Source organism: Lysinibacillus sp. FSL W8-0992, from assembly GCF_038008685.1.
In the GTDB taxonomy this organism is placed as follows: Bacteria; Bacillota; Bacilli; order Bacillales_A; family Planococcaceae; genus Lysinibacillus.
Map to the genome: position 1 here is coordinate 1,888,158 of NZ_JBBOZQ010000001.1, position 21,042 is coordinate 1,909,199.

Below are 21,042 nucleotides of genomic sequence, written 5' to 3' on the forward strand. Positions count from 1 at the left end.
GAAGCGACAGACGTATGATGTTATGTACGTGGAATTTATAGCAACACGTACTATGACGCGAAAACATAATTGATTATGTACATTGCAATAACGGAGGTAATTTTCATGCAACAGAAGTGGTACCAAGCCACAGAAGTAGAAGTGGACTCTTTGGGCCAAAACCTTCATTTTTATATGGAAACAATCGAAGTAAGTCGCTTATCGGCTCTTGCATTTTATGCAGCGGGCGAGGAGCGTTATAAAGGTGAACGATTTTATTGGCAAAATAGAGAAAAAACAATGACATTAGTTGGGCTAGGACATGCCCATACAATTCAAAATAACGCAAAAAGTGACCGCTTTGATGCTGTAGAGGCAGAATGGAAAAGCTTAACGAAAAATTGCGTAAAAGGTCAGGCTGAACTACAACCAATTTTGTTTGGTGGTTTTACATTTGATCCTCAAAATAGTGTGAATGGTGAGTGGACAGACTTTCCAGAGGCTTATTTTGCCTTGGCAACGTATCAGCTCGTATTACGTGATGACAAAGCCTATGTAAGTATAAACCTTATCGCAAAAGCGACGCAGGCAGATGAACAATTTGAAGCGTTGCGTAAAGAGCGAGATCATTTAATCCATGCTGCACAAGTAAAAGAAGTGAAAATGTATGCGAAGCCTGAAATAAATGATTATTTCGAGCCCTATAAGGAACCATATTTAGCGTCAATTGACCAGGTAACAGCACTGATTAAGGCAAAGCAAGCAGATAAAGTCGTAATAGCACGATCACTTGCACTGCAATTTAAGGAACAAGTAACTTCACCTCAAGTATTAGCTCAAATTATTCACGAACAGCCTGAAAGTTATTTGTTTGGGCTAGAGTGGAAAGATTTATTATTTTTTGGAGCATCTCCAGAGCGACTTGTAAAAGTGGAAAATGGTCTTGCCTACTCATCATGCGTTGCAGGGTCAATTCAACGAGGTAAAACAGCTGAGGAAGATAACGCATATGGACAAAGCTTATTAAATGATCCGAAAAATGGTGGCGAACATCAATATGTAGTCGATATGATTGCGGATACGTTCCGTAAAAACTGTGTTGCGATGAAAATACCAGATGGACCACGCTTATTAAAAATTAGAGATATTCAACATTTATATACACCAGTTGAAGGTCAGCTTAATAACGAGGCAACCATTTTACAGTTAACGAAGCATTTGCATCCAACGCCAGCTTTAGGCGGTGTGCCAAGAAAAGAGGCAATGACCGCTATACGTAAATACGAGCCGATGAATCGCGGGCTTTATGCTGCACCAATTGGTTGGTTAGATGCAGAGGGGAATGGGGAATTCGCTGTTGCGATTCGTTCAGCAGCTTTAATAAAAGATAAAGCTTATTTATATGCAGGTGGCGGTATTGTAGCTGATTCAGAGCCACAATCTGAGTATGAGGAAACATTAGTGAAATTCCGTCCGATGCTTCGAGCGTTAGGAGGACAAGTACATGAGTGAACGGAAAATATTGACTGATTATGTTTATAAAATGGTTGCATCACTAGTGCATGCAGGTGTCCAACATGTTGTTGTAAGCCCAGGATCACGTTCGACACCATTAGCCTATGCTTTTGCCTCAACAAAGCAACTGACAATGTACCGACAAGTAGATGAACGAGCGGCTGCATTTTTTGCGCTAGGGATTGCTAAGTCTACTGCTAAGCCAGTCGTGTTGTTATGTACATCAGGCACTGCTGCTGCAAACTATTATCCTGCTATTGTAGAAGCAAGTTATGCGCGAGTACCTTTAATTGTCATAACAGCCGATCGACCACATGAATTACGTGAGGTAGGAGCACCACAGGCTATTAATCAGACAAATTTATATGGGGCACATGTAAAGTGGAGTGTTGATTTTCCGCTTGCGGATGGTGCTGCACCGACATTGCCGTTTATCGAGCGTCATATCGCACGTGCATTAGCTATTGCAACTAGTGCACCTTTTGGTCCAGTGCATATTAATGTACCGTTCCGTGAACCGTTGCTCATTGATTTTCGTGATGAGCTTCCAGATGTTACGTTTAAGCAAAGTAATATTGGACAGTTAACACCATCAAAGGATACTCAGCTAGAACTTGCATCTATATTACGACAAACGAAAAAAGGATTTGTTATTGTTGGTGAGCTACCGCTAGGAACAGATTTAACTGTTATGTGGGAGTTTGTGCGCCAATTAAAATGGCCAATTATTGTTGAGAGTCTATCAAATATGCGTACTTCCGTACCAAATGATTGTCTACCATATGTGATTACTACATATGATGCAATTATGAAAAATGATGACTTTAAAGCGCTTGTCGAACCTGAAACAGTTCTTCGCCTAGGAGCTCAGCCTGTATCGAAGTTTATTATGCAATTTATTACAAAAACACAGCCACAAGCTTATATTGTTGTTGATGAAGACCCGATGTTCCGTGATTCTACAGGGGTATCAACACATTTCCTACATGCGAGCATTGGCGAATGGCTTGTCCAATTAGATCTTTCTGAAACAGCGCTAGAAGCGGCATACTTAGCGGAATGGCAAGATGCCAATGACATCGCACTTGAATATATTGAGCACTATGCAGAAGGAGCAATTGACGAGGGAGCAATGGTAAGTCGCTTACTTGAATTAATTCCAAATGGAAGTGATGTATTCGTCAGCAGTAGTATGCCAATTCGTGATATCGATACATTTTTAATGACAACATCAAAAGATATTCGTGTTTTTGCAAACCGTGGGGCTAATGGTATTGATGGTGTTGTATCAACTGCGATAGGTTTAAGTCAAGGAAATAACCGTGAAACGTATTTGCTGATTGGAGATTTAGCCTTTTTACATGATGTGAATGGTCTAATTGCTTCACGCTATCAAGCATGTAATATCACAATTATTGTGATGAATAACGATGGCGGTGGTATTTTCTCTTATTTACCACAATCCACTGTAGATGCTCATTATGAGAATCTATTTGGTACACCGACTGCGCTCGAATTTCAAGAAATTGCTCGCATGTATGATATGGACTACATCTGCATCGAGGATATTGCACAATTAGTACCTAAGTTTAATATGGTGAAAAAAGGTCCATTACGATTAATCGAAATTTTTACAGATCGTGAAGAAAACGTTTATGCACATCGCGCTCTTTGGAATCGTATTAATGCAGGGTTAAAAGCATGGCAAAGCTAATAATTCGTGGTCTTGAGACACATGTAGATATTTGGAATGAAGCAGCAGGGCAAACAATTGTTGCCCTGCATGGCTTTACTGGAAGTACCGCTACATGGCGAAATTTGGCGAAGGATCTTCCGCATATGCGTATCGTAGCAATTGATTTAATCGGTCATGGTCAAACAGCTGTGCCGGAACAAGATAGCCGCTTTACAATGGATGAACAATTGCGTGATTTAGAGGAGATTTTTAGTCAATTTCAATTAGAGACATTTACATTGCTTGGCTATTCAATGGGTGGACGTATAGCATTATCCTATACGATAGCTTACCCGCATCGTGTTGAGAAGTTATTGTTAGAAAGTGCTTCTCCTGGTTTGCGAACATCAAAAGAGCGTATTGAGCGTTGTGAGCGTGATGATGCGTTAGCAACGAAAATTACGAATAATGGTGTGCAGTCCTTCGTTCATGCGTGGGAAAATATACCGTTATTCGAGTCGCAAAAACGGTTATCTAATAATGCAAGACAAGCTGTACGATCAGAGCGACTGGCTCAAAGTGAGATGGGCTTGGCTGGCAGTTTACGGGGAATTGGAACTGGCATGCAGCCGTCAAATTGGGGCAATTTAACACAATTAGAATTACCTGTGTTATTAATTACCGGATCGTTAGATGTTAAATTTTGTAATATTGCATTAGAAATGAAAGCGTTATTAAAAAATGGAAAGCATATGACAGTAAATGACGTTGGACATGCAATTCATGTGGAAAATCCAGCTGAATTTGCTACAATAGTAAATGAGTATTTAACGTAATGTTTTTTACGTTAGCGCCTCATCTTAGTTATGAGGCGAATTTTAATTAGGAGGTATTTCAATGACACGTCAATGGACTACATTACATACTTACGAAGATATTAAGTATGAGTTTTATAACGGTATCGCTAAAGTAACGATTAACCGTCCTGAAGTGCGCAATGCATTTAGACCAAAAACAGTCATGGAAATGATTGATGCATTTTCTCGTGCCCGCGATGACAAAAACGTAGGTGTTATCATTTTAACAGGTGAAGGCGAGCAAGCTTTCTGCTCAGGTGGTGACCAAAAGGTACGTGGCCATGGTGGCTATGTAGGAGATGATGAAATTCCACGCTTAAACGTACTTGATTTACAACGTTTAATCCGTGTTATTCCAAAACCAGTAGTAGCGATGGTTGCTGGTTATGCAATCGGTGGAGGACACGTATTACATGTTGTATGTGACCTTACAATCGCAGCAGACAATGCTCGTTTCGGACAAACTGGTCCAAAAGTTGGTTCATTTGATGCTGGTTACGGTTCAGGCTATCTTGCACGTATTATCGGTCATAAAAAGGCTCGTGAAATTTGGTACCTTTGCCGTCAATACGATGCACAACAAGCGCTTGATATGGGCTTAGTAAACACAGTTGTTCCTTATGCACAATTGGAAGACGAAACTGTGCAATGGTGTGAAGAAATGCTACAAATGTCTCCTACAGCTCTACGCTTCCTAAAAGCGGCTATGAATGCTGATACAGACGGCTTAGCTGGTCTTCAACAAATGGCAGGCGATGCTACACTTCTTTACTACACTACTGATGAAGCAAAAGAAGGTCGTGACGCATTTAAAGAAAAACGTCAACCAGACTTCGGTCAATTCCCAAGATTCCCTTGATTCGGAATGGTGGAAGGCTCGTATCTCTATGTAGATACGAGCTTTTTCTATTTTTATAAAGGGGAGACAGACGAATAGACCGATGATGGAAAAAGCGGTACCATTATCATTGTAAATGATCGGAGGAAGCAAATAATGTACCCAAACTGGATTTTGCAGCGTGCGTATGTAACGCCATTACGTAGCGCTCTCACATATGAAGGACAAACATGGACGTTTCAACAATTAAATGAGCTATCTTTAAAACGTGCTCGGCAATTATCAGCAATAAATATCAAGCAAGGGCAACGTATCGCTATTATGGGGCCGAGTACGCCTGCACTTGTAGTGATGATGTATGCTTGTATGCATTTGCAATGTGAAATGGTAATGCTTAATCGTAGGCTTTCTCAAGCCGAAATCGCTTATCAACTAGAAGATTCACAAGCAGAGGTTGTGCTAGTTGCAGATGAAGATGTAGCAAAATTACCGCCCCATACGTCTTATCATATATTTACTGCAATAGAAAATGGTGCAGAACAATCTGTTGATATTGCAAAAGAATGGTCACTCAATCAAACAACATCCATTATGTATACGTCTGGGACGACAGGCTTTCCAAAGGGGGTTCGTCAAACGGTTGGCAATCACCAGGCAAGTGCAACAGCTTCTGTTCTCAACATAGGCTTACAAGCCGATGATGTTTGGTTGTGTGCAGTACCATTATTCCATATAAGTGGATTTTCCATTTTAGTACGTTCATTGTTATACGGCAATAAAGTACAGCTATACGAGCATTTTAATGTGGATGCTATTGCACAAAACATAATGGATGGCAATGTTACACATATGTCAGTGGTCGCTGTTACATTAGAACGCATACTAAATACACTTGAGCTAAACAATGCGGTAGCTTCACCGCGATTTAAATTGATGCTAGCAGGTGGTGGTCCTGTGCCAGTAGATTATTTAAAACGGGCGAATGCACTACATTTAGCCGTAGCACAAACATATGGTATGACAGAAACTTCATCGCAAACAGCAACACTAGCAAGTGAAGATGCTATGAAAAAAATAGGTTCTGCAGGCAAGCCATTATTTTTTAATCAAATAAAAATTTCAGCACCAAATGGGCAAGGTGAGGGTGAAATTTGTATTAGAGGCCCACATGTAACGCCTGGATACATTGGACGCTTTGCCGAAAGAAGTTCAACCGAGGAGGGGTGGCTTCATACTGGAGACATTGGCTACATGGATGAGGATGGTTATTTGTTTGTTGTCGATCGTCGTGCAGATTTAATTATTTCTGGTGGTGAAAATATTTATCCAGCTGAGATAGAAAATGTTCTATTGGCGCATCCTGCAGTTCAGGAAGCGGGGGTATGTGGCATCGATGATGAGAAATGGGGACAGGTTCCAATAGCTTTTGTTGTTTTAAAGGAACAGATAGCTATAGAAATTTTACAGCAATATTGTGAAAATAAACTAGCTAAATATAAAGTCCCAAAACAATTCATTATTATCGATGAACTTCCACGTAATGGAGCAAATAAGCTGCTAAGAAGAAAATTATTAGAATTACTTTCAACTGAATAACTTTCATTAATTTAAAGTGCCAGTCACCCAAACAATTCTGGCAATTTCAAATTTAATTAACACCGTAAGAACAGAAAATCCACGGACTCCCATAGTGCCAGTCACTCACACAATTTAGAATCTTATAGCATTGCAAGTGACATATCCAAGTAAAAATCCACGAAGACTCCTGCGGGAACACACGCAATGTAAGACGCAACAGACGACGCGAAAGCGACGGTTGCGGCTTACAACGTGCCCGCGGAAAGCGAAGTGGATTTTTCCGATTTGAGAAGCTTATATTCTATTAGGTGTCTATACCATAGTGCCAGTCACTCACACAATTTCGTATCTTATAGCATTGCAGTGTCATATCCAAGTAAAAATCCACGAAGACTCCTGCGGGAACACACGTAATGTAAGACGCAACAGACGACGCGAAAGCGACGGTTGCGGCTTACAACGTGCCCGCGGAAAGCGAAGTGGATTTTTACGATTTGAGAAACCTATATTCTATTAGGTGTCTATACCATAGTGCCAGTCACTCACACAATTTCGAATCTTATAGCATTGCTAGTGTCATAGCTAAGTAAAAATCCACGAAGACTCCTGCGGGAATACACGCAATGTAAGACGCAACAGACTACGCAAAAGCGGCGGTTGCGGCTTACACCGTGCCCGCGGAAAGCGAAGTGGATTTTTCCGGTTTGAGAAGCCTATGTTCTATTAGGTGTCTATGCTAAGTACCAGTCATTCAACAATCCTCCGGAAAGCGCAGTGGATTTTTTAAGACATAAAAATTCGGGTATTATGCTGATATAGAAGAAATTATGAAGAGTCCTGTAATTTCTATTACATTCACGCATTTTGCCGACATTGCTTTATTTTCCTCGTCACTATACAACTACGTAGTTTTTCACCATACAATCCCATTAAATTTTTAAATCCTCATTTTTTTAGATTAAATTAATGATTCATTAACATAATAAGTAATGGGCGGCATAAACTATTTAGTAAAGGAGAATGACTCATATGAGAAAATATATATATAATGTTGTCATTATATTATTTGTTTTACAAATGAGTCATGTGCAAGTATTCGCAAATTATGAACAACAAAATATAGCAACGGCTAATTCAATAGAAACATTACAACAGCAAATTCAGAATGAAGTGATGCAATTGTCTACTGAATTTGATATTCGATACACTGGTAATATATCTGACTTAAAAGACCAACTAACAGAGCTTATAAAACATGCCATTACAGATCCATATATTTACGCCAATATTTCTAGTTTCAAATGGAAATATGATGGCTATGCAAATAATATTGTCATTCAATTTCAGTTTACCTATCATATCTCACAGGAAGAGGAGGCATTTGTCGAGCAAAATTTGACAACTATTGTTGCATCTATGCATGGATTAAGCAAACTGGAGAAAATACAGGCTGCACATGATTATATCGTCTTAACTTCTGAGTATTCAAAGGATAGTGAAGGAAGTCAGTATTCCCCATACACGTTGCTAACTGAAAACAAGGGTGTATGTCAGGCCTATGCTTTAGTACTATATCGGATGTTAGAGATGCTAGACTTTGAAGTACAATATGTACCAGGTAAAGTGGGAGAACAATTGCATGCATGGGTATTAGTGAAGCTTGATAATGAGTGGTACCATATTGATGTTACATGGGATGATCCATTGCCCGATCATAAGGGCGAGGTACGCTATAATTATTTTCTCGTTTCTGATAAGCAACTAGCACAAGATCATACATGGGATTATGCAAGTTTTCCAGCGGCAACAAGTGAGAAATATGCTGATTGGCAGCAAATAACTAAAGTTGAAGTTCTTACGAAACCTTTAACTAATTATTTAAATTATAATAGAGGGCTCGCTATGCTAGAAGAAAATACACTTCATATAAAACAATTAGTAGAACCAACGCCTCTGTTATTCAATCAGGATCAAAATAACAGCAAGTCTGTTCAAATAGTTTTCGATGAACAAAATGAAAAATTCATTCTACAGAGAAGTTTTACGCTTCGTCCGATTTTTGTGAATGTAAAAACGTATGCTAAAGTTGGACAAAAGAGGCTCATTAGCGTTGACAGAACTGAAAAGAGAATGCCACAAGAAAAATACGTCATAATAAAGGAGGTGTCCCCTTTGCTTGGGGCACCTCCTTCTTCATATTAACAACTAAGTTTTTTTGTATTACTTATGCTCATTAAGTGCCTTCTCTAATGTTTGCATATTTTTCTTCATCAATGTAAAGTACGTTTCATTATTTTTTACATCATCGCTTGTTAACACACTTAAATTATGCAATACAAGTGATTGAGCACCAACTTCTTTTTGAATGACTTCTGCTAATTTAGAAGAAACATTTTGCTCGAATAAAATGTAATGAATATTTAAGTCATTCGCTTTATCGACAATTGCTGTTAGTTCTTTTTGAGAAGGTTCATTTTGTGAGTTTAAGCCTGCAATTGGGACTTGTGTTAAACCATATTGGCCAGCGATGTAGCCAAATGCTGCATGTGACACAAAAAATGTCTTGTCTTGAGTTGCATCAGCCATCGCTTTGTATTCACTGTCTAAATCTTGTAGCTCTTTTACTAGAGCTTCATAATTTGCTGTAAATGTCGCTTCTTGTGCTGGCATTTTTTCAACTAATGTATTTTTAATAGATAGTGCTAAATCTTGACTAATAATAGGCGAGAGCCATACGTGCGGATCGACACTACCATGATCATGAGCTTCATGCTCATCATGGTGATCTTCTTCAGTTGCATCATGTTCATGGTCATGATCAGCTTCATCTTCTTCGTCATGCGAATGGCCAGTGCTAACCGCTAATTTTTCATCGGAAATTTGAGCTGCAGTCGCAACCATTGTAACGTCTTCCTTGGCTAAAGTTTTTTTAGCATTTTCAACAAAGCCCTCAAGCCCTAAGCCGATGTAAAAAAATATATTCGCATCTGCTAATTTCATCATATCTTTTTGTGTTGGCTCAAATGTATGCTCGTTTGTACCAGGAGGATAAATAGAAGAAACTTCTACAAAATCGCCACCGATTCGCTCTGTAAAATAGCTCAATGGATAGACAGTTGTGTATACGGATAACTTGTCTTTATTGTCCGTCGTCTGTTTCGATGTAGATGATTTATCACCGCAGGCAGCTGTAAATAATGCAAGCACAGTAATTAAGAAAAATAGAAATACTTTTTTCATATGTTAGATACCTCTTTCAAATAGTAATCATTACGATTTATTTTTTTGACAGTTTCTATAATAACGCACATCGGAAAAAAGTACAAGAAAAAATGACCTTCGAAAATTAATTCTTTTTCGAAGGCCATTTTTCAGGCACAGGATCAAAGCCACCAGGATGAAGTGGCTGGCATTTTAAAATACGTATTACGGTTAATATTAGACCTTTAATAGCACCGTGCTTTTGAAAAGCTTCTAGTCCGTATGAGGAGCATGTTGGATAGAAGCGGCACGTTGGTGGCGTCATAGGTGAGATGAATTTTCTGTAAAACTGAATGAGCCATATAAAGGGATATTTCATGCTTGACCATCCTTGTGATGTGAATTTGATTGCTCAGGCTTAGCATCAATTGTTTGTGTAAAAAAGTCGCCTTTTTTCTTGAGAATGACAATGACGGAGACACCAAACATTAGCATCATCATGGCAATCATAATTATTATTGGTAATGGCACACCCATTGTTTTCACTCCAATTTCTATTCGTTATTGTAATTATAAAAGATGATCTTAAGAATGTGTTTATAATTTGCTTGGCTAGGTTCAAACGATAGCTGAAACAAATTAAGGCCCTGCGACTGTCAACAGATTTTTACAGAAGTTTTCTGATCGGGCTATATAAATCTGGTGCAATTACGTCGTGGCGTAATTGATTATTCATCGTGTTGATGAAAACTTTGATTAGGCTTTTCATCAACCGTATGCTTAAAGGCATAAGCACGATTGACACTTACAATGGTAGCAATTGTAACTAAAACAACGATTATGATTGCTACCGTTAAGAGCGAGACTAAACTCATTGCATTCACTCCGTTCTTGTTCATTATACCTATTATAAAATAGATGCTCTAGTTTAGTTGTGAAGGAAGTTTGACATTCCAGCGAATAAAACATTCTGTTTACCACCATACTATGGAAAAAGGGGTGTTATAAATGGATCGTCAGCGTGTATATTTTTCACTTGCTCAAAAAACATATTATACAAATCCATACGAGGGTCAATGGAATTTCGAGCTCAACGTAGATCGACAAGCATTGGATGTCTTCGAAAAAATATTTCAACAAATGCAACTATTAGAAATTGCGAATGGATGGCGTGCGCAATTACCTTATTTGCAATATCATTTGGACAGAGAAAATGACGAATTAGATTTACGGTTAAAGAAAATTTACGCACTCATTCACGAATATGGAGATGACGATACAAAGGAATTTGTAGAACAGCTTCCATATTTCAATAAACGTGTCTAGCTTTTTATGCTAGACATTTTTTATCTTAAATATTTTATTTTAGAAATAGTAATTGGAAAATGATTTCTATAAAAATAATGGCAAGCGTACCAATACTAACTATAGCCATTTTTATTTGAATGTTGTTTTCAAGTGTAGTTATATTACAAACAGAACAGCTTAACGCGACTCTAGAAGGGTTTACCATTGTCATTAATGATGAACTAACATTTTGGATACAAGCGAGTAAAGTGGGAGAAGCTCCAATCTGTATCGCAGTTTCTGTTTGTAATCGAATAAACATCGTATTTGAAGCCGTATTACTACCAGTTAAAAAACCCCCCGTAGCGCCAATTAAAGGTGTAATGAATATAAAAAGTGAACCAAAAGAATGTGCAGCAGTTAAAGATAGTAGCTGAATCATCTTTGCCTCTGACATCATTTCTGAAACAACAATATATAAAAAAGTAGTAAGCAATACTGGGTAACATTTATTGATTGTTAATTTAATGCTATCGATTATTGATGCGCTATTTAAACGGAATAATATACATGTAAAAAGACAAACAATGAAGAGAAAAAATCCAGGCGAATATAAAAAAGATAACTGAAAATGATAAGACTTTATTGTTACGGTAAATAGGTGAGTTAAAAAATCTTTAATGGGCGGAATGGTTCTTGAAATGAACAATAAAACGATTAACAGCAAATATGGAGAAATATTTTTTAACAATGCATTAGAACGATGCTGATTGCTCCTATTGTGTAAAGTAATCATCATAAAAATTGTTATGATAACTGTTAATGACCCAACTAAACCTGCAAGCTCGACACTGATGAAGCGATTACAAATCCACACGCTTAAACCTAATAGCAATCCAATCCATAGTATTTGCAATTGTTTCTTTTTCATTGCTTTTTTTCCCACTCCAATATAAGTAACTAAAAAGGCGAAATAAATATAAATAGGGATACACAGAAGGGCACTACCAACACCTAAATCCTCTAAGGGAATGTTTCCTAATGATGCACCAATCATTGTGCCCATCGCTAACGTCCCCCAAGGAATTATACATAAACTAATTAATGCAATGAGGGAAGATTGGATCGCATTAAATTTTAAAGCTATTAAAATAGGTGCAATAACAATTACCGCTAAGCCAAAGCCACTAACAGATTCAATTAAAGGTGAAAGCCCTAAAGCTAATAACAACACTTGATACGTTTTGTCATCGGTAGAGGTGGCGATGGCAGTAGCTATTTTTTGTATCGCTCCTGATTTCTCCATTAAATGAAATAATAAAATGCCAAAAAATAAAATATAAATTACTGGCACTGTTGTAAGAAAACTTTTGATGAAAGGTTTAGGAAGCAACACGACGCTGGTGTGAAATACAGGAGAAATAGCGATAACGGTTGTAAGTATGCAAGCGACAGTGCCAGTAAAAATAGAAGATTTTTTTAAAATGAATATCATAAATAAAATACTAATTAAAGGTAATAGTGCTAAAACGACTTTTATCATTGAACAACACTCCTATGTACTATTTATTCGCTTTAGTATATTTTATTTTCACTAAAGTGTAAATATGTAATGTTGGTTATTTTTTCTGTATTGAGGGGAACCATCTTATAAGTTGATTGTTGTAGATAATGTACAATATCATAGTAGAAGGGCAATCTCTGAAATAAAAATTTCACTAAAGTAAAAATAATAGTAGGACGAACAATAACGAAGTAGTGAGAGGAGCTTTTATAATGGGATTTGGAAAGCAAGTAAATGCTATTAGAAAAAAAAATAAGATGACATTACAGGAGCTTTCAGTCGTAAGTAACGTGAGTGCCTCGATGCTATCTCAAATTGAAAGAGAAGAAAAAAATCCAACGATTCAAATAGCTTGTCAAATTGCGGAGGCATTAAATACAACGCTTTCTGCTTTGTTAGATCAACAGGAAAAAAGGGATATTGTAGTTATAAGAAAAGATGAACGCCCAATATATGTCGACGAAAAGTCTGGGTTTCAACGTCATTTATTATCACCTTCCGTTCCTTCTAGAGGCATTGAGTTTGTTTTAAATATCATTCCAGCCAATAAAGAATCGGGTATATTTCCTGCACATAAATCAGGCGTAAAAGAGTATATTTTTGTTAAAAGCGGGAAGTTACGTGTTGAATTAGGACGCGGCACTTTTTATGAAGAATTAGCAGCAGGGGATTCCTTCTTTTTTGAAGCGGATACAGAGCATCGATTTATCAATATAACAAATGAAGAATGTCACTATTTCCTTGTAATTGATTCCTCGCAGTATATGAAATAAAGTCAGCAGAACGTAATGAATACATTCGTTACAATATAATAATAGGAGTGGAATGGAATGTTTTCATTTACAGATTTAAATGGTTTTCAAGTCGATTTAAGCTTTACAAGAGGTGAGTTTGAAGTTGAGCCAAAGCATGTACTTATCTTTTTAAAGCATAAAAATAAATGGTTATGCACGATTCATAAGCGTCGTGGCGTAGAAGTTCCAGGTGGTAAGGTAGAACCTGGCGAAACATTAGAACAAGCTGCTGTTAGAGAAGTATTTGAAGAAACAGGTGTACATGTGAAAAATCTTCGTTGGTTCGCAGAATACGCTGTCCATGGTGAACTATTGTTTTGTAAAACAGTCTTTACTGCGCAATTTGTAAGTCAGGAGAAGGTAGAGTTTGACTTGGAGACATCGGGAATGGTCTGGCTAACTGATGAAGAGTTTGTAAGTCACCAAAATTTAAGCTTTCATATGAAGGACGAAGGCATGCAAAAAATGCTAGAGGAGCTGAAGCGTTATGACGATCAATGGTGAAATAGTTGAAAAACGTCCATACCCTTCACCGAATCCAGCTATTCGTTTATCAGAAATTACTTATTTATCACTTGGATTACGGGTTAAAGGCTTGCTAGCAGAGCCTAAGGCAGAAGGTACATACGATGGGTTTTTATATTTACGTGGAGGAATGCAAAGCATCGGCATGGTGAGACCAGCTCGTGTTGCTCAGTTTGCCGCACAAGGTTTTATCGTTTTTGCCCCTTACTATCGAGGGAATAGAGGAGGAGAAGGTCGTGATGAGTTTGCCGGTCAGGATCGTTATGATGCAGTGCATGGAGTAGATGTGCTAAAGCAATTTTGCAATGATAATATTCATGTGTTTGGCTTTTCACGTGGAGGTATTATGGCGCTGTGGACGGCAATTTTACGTAAAGATATTACATCGGTTGTTACGTGGGCAGGTGTTTCAGATGCGACAGCTACTTATTGGGAGCGGACAGATATGCGTCGTATGATGAAACGCGTAATTGGAGGGACACCTAATCGTGTACCAGAGGCTTATGATGCACGTACACCTTTATTTGAAGTTGAACACATTACAGCACCGGTGCTTATTATTCACGGCTATCGTGATGAAAATGTAGATATTGAACATGCAAGGCAATTAGTATTTTTCTTAGAGGACGCCAATAAAAAGTTTGAAACGTGGTATGATTACCGTTTTGCACATCAATATCCACCTGCTCAAAATCGCGAAACTGTGCGCGCTTTGTGCGAATGGATGAAGAAACAATGATCATAGCAAAGGAACATTTTAAATTGTTTGAGTGACTGGCACTTATAAATCATAAAAATCCACTGCGCATTCCATGGGCACAAGGTAGGCCGCAACCTCGCTAACTGTGCCGTTGTTGCGGCTTAGGCTACTTGTGTTGCCATAGGAATGTTCGTGGATTTTTATTATGTTAGTTATAAAAAATAGGACTAGAATAGTAAATTGTGTGAGTGACTGGCACCGATTATTTTGCGTAGGTGCTTAAAAAAGATTGGATTGCTTCCCAATATTTTGCTCCTGCTACATTTTCGGCTCTACCGTGTCCAGCACCTTCAACAAGTAGTTTTTCTTTAGGCACATTGGCTGCTTCATAGACTTCATTTAGCATTGAAGAAGGGACGAATGTGTCGTTACTACCGTGGATAAATAGCATCGGTGTTTGTGATTTTGCAACTTGTTTGACCGTATCAGCTTCACCAAGTGTATAGTCAGCCTTTAATTTCGTTACGGCTGAAGCAAAATACATGATAGGGAAGGCTGGTAAGTGGAAGATCGCTTTTAGCTGATAAGAAAATTCGCCCCAAACAGAAGAATAGCCACAATCCTCGATGATTGCCTTAACGTTTGTAGGTAATTCTTCACCAGATGCCATCATTACTGTGGCGCCTCCCATCGAAACACCAAAAAGGACAATTTCTGCATCGTTATTTAATTGAACCGTATTGTCAATCCATGACACGACATCTAAGCGATCATGCCAGCCCATTCCGATATAGTCTCCTTCACTTTTACCATGACCTCTCGCATCAGGAATAAGTACATTATAGCCCATATCATAGAAGTGTTTTGCATACTTGGTCATCTGTAATCCATCACTTGAATATCCATGAAAAATAATTGCCCATTTGTTTGAATCATTTTGATTTTTAATGGAATAGGCATGTAGTTTTAGTTGATCTACGGATTGAATCGTTGTTTCTTCGTAATGGCTGTTAAACCATGTTTCACGAGCCTCTTTCTCTTTCACTTCATTCGGATTTGAATCAATTAAATTATGTGGTGCATCAAGAACGGCTGATTTATCAGATTGTGGATTTAACGCCAAGTTGTAAAAGTAATTGCCTGCAATAAATCCAGCTCCGATAAACAATACAAATAATGAAACGATGATGCCAACTAGTATTTTGTATTTTTTTTTCATATGTATCCTCCAATACTATCCAAAACATAAAAATTTGAAGAGTATTTTTTATAAAAACGGGTAAAAAAAAGGGAACGAATAAATCGTTCCCTTAGCCGCATTATTATTTTAATGGACCACCAAGTTTAGTGATTGCTTCAGAAACATTTGAGAATTTCTTGAAGTTGCCATTGAATAGACCAGCAAGTTCAGCAGCTTTTACATCATAAGCAGCTTTGTCTGCCCATGCATCGCGTGGGTTAAGCACTTCTGAAGGTACGCCTTCAACTGATGTAGGAATGTGTAAGCCAAATACAGCATCTTGAGTCGTTTCAACGTTGTTTAGTTTACCATCGATTGCAGCACGTACCATTGTACGAGTGTAAGAAAGCTTCATACGGCTACCTGTACCGTATTCGCCACCAGTCCAGCCAGTGTTTACTAAGAATACTTGTGCGCCATGCTCATCGATTTTTTGACCTAACATTTCAGCATAAACAGTTGCTGGAAGTGGAAGGAAAGGAGAACCGAAGCATGTAGAGAATACTGGTTCTGGCTCTGTTACACCACGTTCAGTACCTGCAAGTTTAGATGTGAAACCACTTAGGAAGTGATACATTGCTTGTTCTTTTGTTAATTTACTGATTGGAGGTAATACACCAAATGCATCAGCAGTTAAGAAAACGATTGTTTTTGGATGACCTGCAACAGATGGATCAACAATATTTTCAATATATTGGATAGGGTAAGCAACACGTGTATTTTCTGTTAATGAAACATCATCGTAATCACAAACACGAGTTTCAGGATCTACAGCTACGTTTTCTAGTACAGAACCGAAGCGGATTGCGTTATAGATTTCAGGTTCTTTTTCAGCAGAAAGGTTAATTGTTTTTGCATAGCAACCACCTTCAATGTTGAATACGCCGTTGTCAGACCAGCCGTGCTCATCGTCACCGATTAATTTGCGGTCAGGGTCAGCTGATAAAGTTGTTTTACCAGTACCAGATAAACCGAAGAATAATGCCACATCGCCAGCTTCACCTACGTTTGCTGAACAGTGCATTGATAGGATGCCTTGTTGTGGTAATAGGTAGTTCATAATACCGAAAATAGATTTTTTCATTTCACCAGCATATTCAGTACCACCGATTAGGATGATTTTCTTTTCAAGTGATACAATAATGAATGTTTCAGAAGATGTACCATCGATAGCTGGATCTGCTTTAAAGTTAGGAGCTGAGATAACTGTGAAGTCAGCAACATGAGAAGCTAATTCTTCTTGTGTTGGACGGATAAATAATTGATGGGCGAAAAGATTATGCCAAGCATATTCATTGATTACTTGGATGCTTAATTGTGAATCTTTGTCAGCACCAGCAAAACCGTTGAATACGAATAATTCGTCACGTTCTTTTAAGTATTTAACTACTTTTACATATAAGTTATCGAACACTTCCGAAGAAATTGGTTGGTTTACTTTACCCCAGTCAATTTTATCTTTTGTGCTTTCTTCTTCTACCGTATATTTATCTTTAGGTGAACGACCAGTGTATTTGCCAGTTTCTGCACGAACTGCGCCATCTACTGTTAACATAGCCTCACCACGAGATGTAGCTTTTTCCGCTAATTGTGGTACTGAAAGTTGAACGTTAATGTTCCCGCCGTTTAATAATTCCTTCAGTTCGTTTGCAATTTCTACTGAATTCATCGATTAAATACCATCCTTTTTTATAGTATTCCCTTGAGTTTGAGGGAGTTTTTCTTAATTTCAAAAATAGTATAACACAATTGCTTTAATAATCTATACTAATTCAAAAATTATTTTCGTGTTTTAAATAACTTTCAACAAAAAGTCATAAAATAATTGACAACGTTCGACCTTTTACGTAAGATGAGGAATTGAACGGATACTCTTATCCCGAGCTGGTGGAGGGTCAGGCCCTGTGAAACCCGGCAACCTGCATGAACTATTTCACGACATGCGCTGGTGCCAACCTGATGCAAGGGGAAAACCCTTGAACGATAAGAGTGAAAGGTTACGAAGTCATTATTCCTTTCCTCATGTAAAGTACGTGAGAAAAGGATTTTTTTTATTTTCATAATGAATGTAAAGGTAAGTATATACAATTCTTTCCTTATTATAATGACGGATCTTTCGAAATCCTCATGTTAAAAGCAACAACGGCTTGAAAGTTCTATCCTTCAGGAGCGAACTTGACATGGGTAATGAGTACCGTATTAATTTCGCAAATGCTATTTGTAAGAGTAATAGGAGGAAAATCAAATGACAAACCGTCGATTGTTTACATCAGAGAGTGTAACAGAAGGACATCCCGACAAAATTTGTGACCAAATTTCGGATGCCATTTTAGATGCCATTTTAAAAGAAGATCCAAATGCACGTGTAGCGTGTGAAACAACTGTAACAACAGGATTAGTATTAGTAGCAGGGGAAATCACTACTTCTACTTATGTAGATATTAAAGGTATCGTGCGTGATACAGTAGCAGAAATCGGCTATACACGCGGTAAATATGGCTTTGATGCTGAAAACTTAGCAGTACTAGTTGCAATTGGTGAACAATCACCAGATATTGCCCAAGGTGTAGACCAAGCATTAGAAGCGCGCGAAGGTTCTATGACTGATGCAGATATTGAAGCTATTGGCGCAGGTGACCAAGGCTTAATGTTCGGTTACGCTTGTAACGAAACACCTGAGTTAATGCCATTACCTATTAGTTTAGCGCATAAATTAGCTCGTCGTTTAACAGAAGTACGTAAATCAGGTGAACTAGCATATTTACGTCCAGACGGTAAAACACAGGTGACAATTGAGTATGATGAACACAACATCCCAGTTCGTGTCGATACTATTGTTATTTCAACACAGCATGATGAAGAAGCATCACTTGAACAAATTCAATCAGACTTAAAAGAGTTAGTAATAGCACCAGTAGTACCTAGTGAGTTATTAGATGCTCAAACGAAATATTTCATCAACCCAACAGGTCGTTTTGTTATTGGTGGACCTAAAGGAGATGCTGGACTTACTGGGCGTAAAATCATCGTTGATACATACGGTGGCTATGCACGTCATGGTGGTGGTGCATTCTCTGGTAAGGACGCTACAAAAGTAGACCGTTCAGCTGCATATGCTGCTCGTTATGTGGCAAAAAATATTGTTGCTGCAGGTTTAGCAGAACGTGCTGAAGTCCAACTTGCTTATGCCATTGGTGTAGCACAACCAGTATCAATCGCAGTAGATACATTTGGTACAGGAAAAGTAAGCGAAAGCGAAATCGTACAATGGGTTCGCGAACTATTTGATTTACGTCCAGCAGGCATCATTAAAATGCTAGATCTACGTCGCCCAATTTACAAACAAACGGCTGCTTATGGTCACTTTGGTCGTACAGATTTAAATGTGCCTTGGGAAAATACGGACAAGGCTGATGCATTAAGAGAAAAAGCAAGTCTATAAGCTATTTTGTAAAGAGCATTCGAATATGTGGTAAACATAAGCAAATGTTTTAGTGAAGGGGCTACGTAATGGCCCCTTTCTAACTTGCTTCAGCATTCACACCCCACTTCTAAAGGTTGGATTTGAATGCTGAAGCAAGTTAAAGGCCTAGGCGGATGTCATAGATTTTCTAAGGCGCTTTTCGAGCATACTGTAAAAATTTGGATGAAATGATGCCTAGGCGTAATTGATTGCAAAAAAATTCGCGTCTTTCCGTTTACCTTGGAAGGAAATCGCGAATTTATTTTTTATCCTATATAACTTTGTTTATTACTAGAGCACTTACACCTATATCGCAGCCCGCGTATTTTTAGGGCATCCATTATTTTTGAAGAGATTTGTAATATTGACCTTTTTCGGCGTATTCTCTAACGATACGTTCCATGTCTTCTTTATCTTCAGCATTTAATTCACGTACAACTTTTGCTGGACGACCTAATGCTAAGCAATTAGGAGGAATGACTTTACCTGGAGGTACAAGACTACCCGCACCAATAAATGCACCTTCTCCTATCTCTGCCCCATCCAACACGATTGATCCCATACCTATTAATGCATTTTTTCGAATTGTACAGCTATGTAAAGTTACTTGGTGTCCAACTGTTACTTCATCTTCGATTATTAATGGATATTTTGGACTTTGATGTAGACAGCAAAGATCTTGGATACTTACTCGTTTACCAATTATTGTTGGTGATACATCACCTCGAATAACTGTATTAAACCATATAGTTGTCTCGGCACCAATCGTTACGTCACCAGTAACGGTTGCATAGTCAGCTATAAAAACTGATGGATCGATATTAGGTGTTTTGTCTTTAAACGGATAAATCATGCTAAACGCCTCTTTTCTTTCTTTGATGTAGTATTATCGTATCAAATGCGCAATTTTATGCAAATATAATTTTATAAAGACGAGAATATTTCGTTATAATCATTGTGTAACTATTTATTTAGGAGGACTATGTGAATGTGGAAATGGGAAGCTGATGGACAAGCGAAGGCTGTGATTGCTATTGTTCACGGTGCTTATGAAAATCACCGTTGGTACGCATGGCTTATTGAAAAACTCAGAATGGAAGGCTTCCACGTAGTCATGGGGGATTTACCGAATCATGGGGCAAATGCGAAACTCTCACGTGTCCATGATGAGGACTTTAAAGAGTACAACAAATATACAAGGCATTTAATTGAAAATGCTTTTTCATATGATTTGCCAGTGTTTTTAATGGGGCACGGACTAGGAGCAACGTTAATCCTTCATACAATGCATAAGAGAAAATATGAGTGTGCAGGAATTATTTTGACATCACCTTGGCTGCATTTAAAATTACAGCCTGGTAAGTTATCAAATGCATTAACGAGCTTAAGTGCTTTAACGGCAAGCGTTAAAATGACACACGATATCTCTTTTGACAAATTAACGCGTAGTGTCGAAGGTAGAGATGAAATGAAGGACGAGTTTCCTTTTAAGTCCGTTATCTCAGTAAAGTGGTATCGTGAATTACAGCAAATGATGCGCAATTTAGCGGTCATGCCAAAAGCAGAGTTTCCGAACACGCCTATGCTTATTATGACTGGTGAAAGAGATAGTATCACGGAAACTAGACAAACACGCAATTGGCTACATCAACAGGAGTTTGCTGAATTCCAATTTAAAGAATGGGCAAAATGCTACCATAATCTATTCCATGAAATAGAGCGTGAAGAGATTTTTGTCTATATCCGAGATTTTGTTAATAATGCCTTGCGTCGAATTGGATATATAATTCGATAGAATGTTTCCCCTCCGAAAAATATTGTTGAAT

Annotated in this window: 20 protein-coding genes and 1 riboswitch; of the genes, 12 read left to right on the top strand and 8 right to left on the bottom strand. The window is 38.1% G+C overall.

The window, feature by feature from the left end:
- The first annotated feature begins 105 nt into the window (after positions 1–105).
- From NSQ74_RS09440 to NSQ74_RS09465, 6 genes are all read left to right on the top strand, one after another.
- On the top strand, positions 106–1,491 hold the full coding sequence (locus tag NSQ74_RS09440; protein WP_340822896.1) for an isochorismate synthase: 1,386 nt from the start codon (positions 106–108) through the stop codon (positions 1,489–1,491).
- On the top strand, positions 1,484–3,208 hold the full coding sequence (gene menD, locus NSQ74_RS09445) for a 2-succinyl-5-enolpyruvyl-6-hydroxy-3-cyclohexene-1-carboxylic-acid synthase (RefSeq protein ID WP_340822897.1): 1,725 nt from the start codon (positions 1,484–1,486) through the stop codon (positions 3,206–3,208). The genes NSQ74_RS09440 and menD overlap by 8 nt, the downstream gene beginning before the upstream one ends.
- Entirely contained in the window at positions 3,196–4,005 is an 810-nt protein-coding gene (gene menH / locus NSQ74_RS09450) for a 2-succinyl-6-hydroxy-2,4-cyclohexadiene-1-carboxylate synthase (RefSeq protein ID WP_340822898.1), read from the top strand. The genes menD and menH overlap by 13 nt, the downstream gene beginning before the upstream one ends.
- A gap of 61 nt (positions 4,006–4,066) precedes the next feature.
- The gene (gene menB / locus NSQ74_RS09455) at positions 4,067–4,885 is read left to right on the top strand and encodes a 1,4-dihydroxy-2-naphthoyl-CoA synthase (RefSeq protein ID WP_340822899.1); all 819 of its coding nucleotides are present in this window, start codon (positions 4,067–4,069) and stop codon (positions 4,883–4,885) included.
- 135 nt (positions 4,886–5,020) lie between these two features.
- Entirely contained in the window at positions 5,021–6,460 is a 1,440-nt protein-coding gene (locus NSQ74_RS09460; RefSeq protein ID WP_340822900.1) for an o-succinylbenzoate--CoA ligase, read from the top strand.
- Between the two features lie 1,011 nt (positions 6,461–7,471).
- The gene (locus tag NSQ74_RS09465) at positions 7,472–8,644 is read left to right on the top strand and encodes a transglutaminase domain-containing protein (RefSeq protein ID WP_340822901.1); all 1,173 of its coding nucleotides are present in this window, start codon (positions 7,472–7,474) and stop codon (positions 8,642–8,644) included.
- Positions 8,645–8,662: 18 nt separating this feature from the next.
- Here NSQ74_RS09465 and NSQ74_RS09470 read toward each other — a convergent pair whose 3' ends face one another.
- The 4 genes from NSQ74_RS09470 to ytzI all read right to left on the bottom strand — a co-directional run bounded on the left by NSQ74_RS09470 (position 8,663) and on the right by ytzI (position 10,518).
- Positions 8,663–9,682, bottom strand: coding sequence for a metal ABC transporter solute-binding protein, Zn/Mn family (locus NSQ74_RS09470; RefSeq protein ID WP_340822902.1), 1,020 nt, complete (start codon positions 9,680–9,682; stop codon positions 8,663–8,665).
- A 106-nt stretch (positions 9,683–9,788) separates the two neighbouring features.
- On the bottom strand, positions 9,789–10,022 hold the full coding sequence (gene yidD, locus NSQ74_RS09475; protein ID WP_340822904.1) for a membrane protein insertion efficiency factor YidD: 234 nt from the start codon (positions 10,020–10,022) through the stop codon (positions 9,789–9,791).
- On the bottom strand, positions 10,019–10,180 hold the full coding sequence (locus NSQ74_RS09480; protein ID WP_340822905.1) for a hypothetical protein: 162 nt from the start codon (positions 10,178–10,180) through the stop codon (positions 10,019–10,021). Before NSQ74_RS09480 ends, yidD begins: the two co-directional genes overlap by 4 nt.
- Before the next feature lie 191 nt (positions 10,181–10,371).
- Positions 10,372–10,518: a YtzI protein gene (ytzI, locus tag NSQ74_RS09485; RefSeq protein WP_340822907.1), complete on the bottom strand. Its 147-nt coding sequence runs from the start codon at positions 10,516–10,518 to the stop codon at positions 10,372–10,374.
- Positions 10,519–10,651: 133 nt separating this feature from the next.
- Here ytzI and NSQ74_RS09490 point away from each other — a divergent pair, with 133 nt between their 5' ends.
- The gene (locus NSQ74_RS09490; RefSeq protein ID WP_340822908.1) at positions 10,652–10,969 is read left to right on the top strand and encodes a transposase; all 318 of its coding nucleotides are present in this window, start codon (positions 10,652–10,654) and stop codon (positions 10,967–10,969) included.
- A 34-nt stretch (positions 10,970–11,003) separates the two neighbouring features.
- Here the strand turns inward: NSQ74_RS09490 and NSQ74_RS09495 are convergent, their stop codons facing one another.
- Positions 11,004–12,473 (bottom strand): L-lactate permease, encoded by a 1,470-nt coding sequence (locus NSQ74_RS09495; protein WP_340822910.1) that lies wholly within the window; start codon positions 12,471–12,473, stop codon positions 11,004–11,006.
- Between the two features lie 233 nt (positions 12,474–12,706).
- Here NSQ74_RS09495 and NSQ74_RS09500 point away from each other — a divergent pair, with 233 nt between their 5' ends.
- Genes NSQ74_RS09500 through NSQ74_RS09510 form a run of 3 tightly spaced genes read left to right on the top strand, consistent with a single transcriptional unit; the run spans position 12,707 to position 14,552 of the window.
- A complete protein-coding gene (locus NSQ74_RS09500; RefSeq protein WP_340822912.1) occupies positions 12,707–13,267 on the top strand; it encodes a helix-turn-helix domain-containing protein in 561 nt (186 codons plus the stop codon).
- A gap of 57 nt (positions 13,268–13,324) precedes the next feature.
- Positions 13,325–13,792, top strand: coding sequence for an NUDIX domain-containing protein (locus NSQ74_RS09505; RefSeq protein WP_340822913.1), 468 nt, complete (start codon positions 13,325–13,327; stop codon positions 13,790–13,792).
- Complete coding sequence (locus NSQ74_RS09510; RefSeq protein WP_340822914.1) at positions 13,776–14,552, top strand: alpha/beta hydrolase family protein; 777 nt, start codon at positions 13,776–13,778, stop codon at positions 14,550–14,552. The genes NSQ74_RS09505 and NSQ74_RS09510 overlap by 17 nt, the downstream gene beginning before the upstream one ends.
- A 223-nt stretch (positions 14,553–14,775) precedes the next feature.
- Here the strand turns inward: NSQ74_RS09510 and NSQ74_RS09515 are convergent, their stop codons facing one another.
- Both NSQ74_RS09515 and pckA read right to left on the bottom strand, forming a co-directional pair.
- Positions 14,776–15,732 carry an alpha/beta hydrolase gene (locus NSQ74_RS09515; RefSeq protein ID WP_340822915.1) on the bottom strand — a complete coding sequence of 319 codons (957 nt, stop codon included), beginning with the start codon at positions 15,730–15,732 and terminating at the stop codon, positions 14,776–14,778.
- A 103-nt stretch (positions 15,733–15,835) separates the two neighbouring features.
- Entirely contained in the window at positions 15,836–17,422 is a 1,587-nt protein-coding gene (gene pckA / locus NSQ74_RS09520) for a phosphoenolpyruvate carboxykinase (ATP) (RefSeq protein WP_340822916.1), read from the bottom strand.
- Between the two features lie 202 nt (positions 17,423–17,624).
- Positions 17,625–17,743, top strand: a riboswitch (SAM riboswitch).
- Positions 17,744–17,998: 255 nt separating this feature from the next.
- Between pckA and metK the strand changes: the two genes are divergently transcribed.
- A complete protein-coding gene (metK, locus tag NSQ74_RS09525; protein ID WP_340822917.1) occupies positions 17,999–19,195 on the top strand; it encodes a methionine adenosyltransferase in 1,197 nt (398 codons plus the stop codon).
- Positions 19,196–19,556: 361 nt separating this feature from the next.
- Here the strand turns inward: metK and NSQ74_RS09530 are convergent, their stop codons facing one another.
- On the bottom strand, positions 19,557–20,069 hold the full coding sequence (locus tag NSQ74_RS09530; protein ID WP_139860748.1) for a gamma carbonic anhydrase: 513 nt from the start codon (positions 20,067–20,069) through the stop codon (positions 19,557–19,559).
- 135 nt (positions 20,070–20,204) lie between these two features.
- Between NSQ74_RS09530 and NSQ74_RS09535 the strand changes: the two genes are divergently transcribed.
- Positions 20,205–21,011 carry an alpha/beta hydrolase gene (locus NSQ74_RS09535; protein WP_340822920.1) on the top strand — a complete coding sequence of 269 codons (807 nt, stop codon included), beginning with the start codon at positions 20,205–20,207 and terminating at the stop codon, positions 21,009–21,011.
- Positions 21,012–21,042: the final 31 nt, after the last annotated feature.

What these genes read in the sequence shown, in the direction of transcription:
- menB (WP_340822899.1), top strand. Translation starts at nt 4,067, where the DNA reads ATGACACGTCAATGGACTACATTACATACTTACGAAGATATTAAGTAT.
- NSQ74_RS09465 (WP_340822901.1), top strand. Translation starts at nt 7,472, where the DNA reads ATGAGAAAATATATATATAATGTTGTCATTATATTATTTGTTTTACAA.
- NSQ74_RS09515 (WP_340822915.1), bottom strand. Translation starts at nt 15,732, where the DNA reads ATGAAAAAAAAATACAAAATACTAGTTGGCATCATCGTTTCATTATTT.
- NSQ74_RS09460 (WP_340822900.1), top strand. Translation starts at nt 5,021, where the DNA reads ATGTACCCAAACTGGATTTTGCAGCGTGCGTATGTAACGCCATTACGT.
- metK (WP_340822917.1), top strand. Translation starts at nt 17,999, where the DNA reads ATGACAAACCGTCGATTGTTTACATCAGAGAGTGTAACAGAAGGACAT.
- NSQ74_RS09490 (WP_340822908.1), top strand. Translation starts at nt 10,652, where the DNA reads ATGGATCGTCAGCGTGTATATTTTTCACTTGCTCAAAAAACATATTAT.
- NSQ74_RS09440 (WP_340822896.1), top strand. Translation starts at nt 106, where the DNA reads ATGCAACAGAAGTGGTACCAAGCCACAGAAGTAGAAGTGGACTCTTTG.
- NSQ74_RS09500 (WP_340822912.1), top strand. Translation starts at nt 12,707, where the DNA reads ATGGGATTTGGAAAGCAAGTAAATGCTATTAGAAAAAAAAATAAGATG.
- NSQ74_RS09495 (WP_340822910.1), bottom strand. Translation starts at nt 12,473, where the DNA reads ATGATAAAAGTCGTTTTAGCACTATTACCTTTAATTAGTATTTTATTT.
- yidD (WP_340822904.1), bottom strand. Translation starts at nt 10,022, where the DNA reads ATGAAATATCCCTTTATATGGCTCATTCAGTTTTACAGAAAATTCATC.
- NSQ74_RS09530 (WP_139860748.1), bottom strand. Translation starts at nt 20,069, where the DNA reads ATGATTTATCCGTTTAAAGACAAAACACCTAATATCGATCCATCAGTT.
- menH (WP_340822898.1), top strand. Translation starts at nt 3,196, where the DNA reads ATGGCAAAGCTAATAATTCGTGGTCTTGAGACACATGTAGATATTTGG.
- NSQ74_RS09535 (WP_340822920.1), top strand. Translation starts at nt 20,205, where the DNA reads ATGTGGAAATGGGAAGCTGATGGACAAGCGAAGGCTGTGATTGCTATT.
- NSQ74_RS09470 (WP_340822902.1), bottom strand. Translation starts at nt 9,682, where the DNA reads ATGAAAAAAGTATTTCTATTTTTCTTAATTACTGTGCTTGCATTATTT.
- NSQ74_RS09480 (WP_340822905.1), bottom strand. Translation starts at nt 10,180, where the DNA reads ATGGGTGTGCCATTACCAATAATAATTATGATTGCCATGATGATGCTA.
- pckA (WP_340822916.1), bottom strand. Translation starts at nt 17,422, where the DNA reads ATGAATTCAGTAGAAATTGCAAACGAACTGAAGGAATTATTAAACGGC.
- NSQ74_RS09505 (WP_340822913.1), top strand. Translation starts at nt 13,325, where the DNA reads ATGTTTTCATTTACAGATTTAAATGGTTTTCAAGTCGATTTAAGCTTT.
- ytzI (WP_340822907.1), bottom strand. Translation starts at nt 10,518, where the DNA reads ATGAGTTTAGTCTCGCTCTTAACGGTAGCAATCATAATCGTTGTTTTA.
- NSQ74_RS09510 (WP_340822914.1), top strand. Translation starts at nt 13,776, where the DNA reads ATGACGATCAATGGTGAAATAGTTGAAAAACGTCCATACCCTTCACCG.
- menD (WP_340822897.1), top strand. Translation starts at nt 1,484, where the DNA reads ATGAGTGAACGGAAAATATTGACTGATTATGTTTATAAAATGGTTGCA.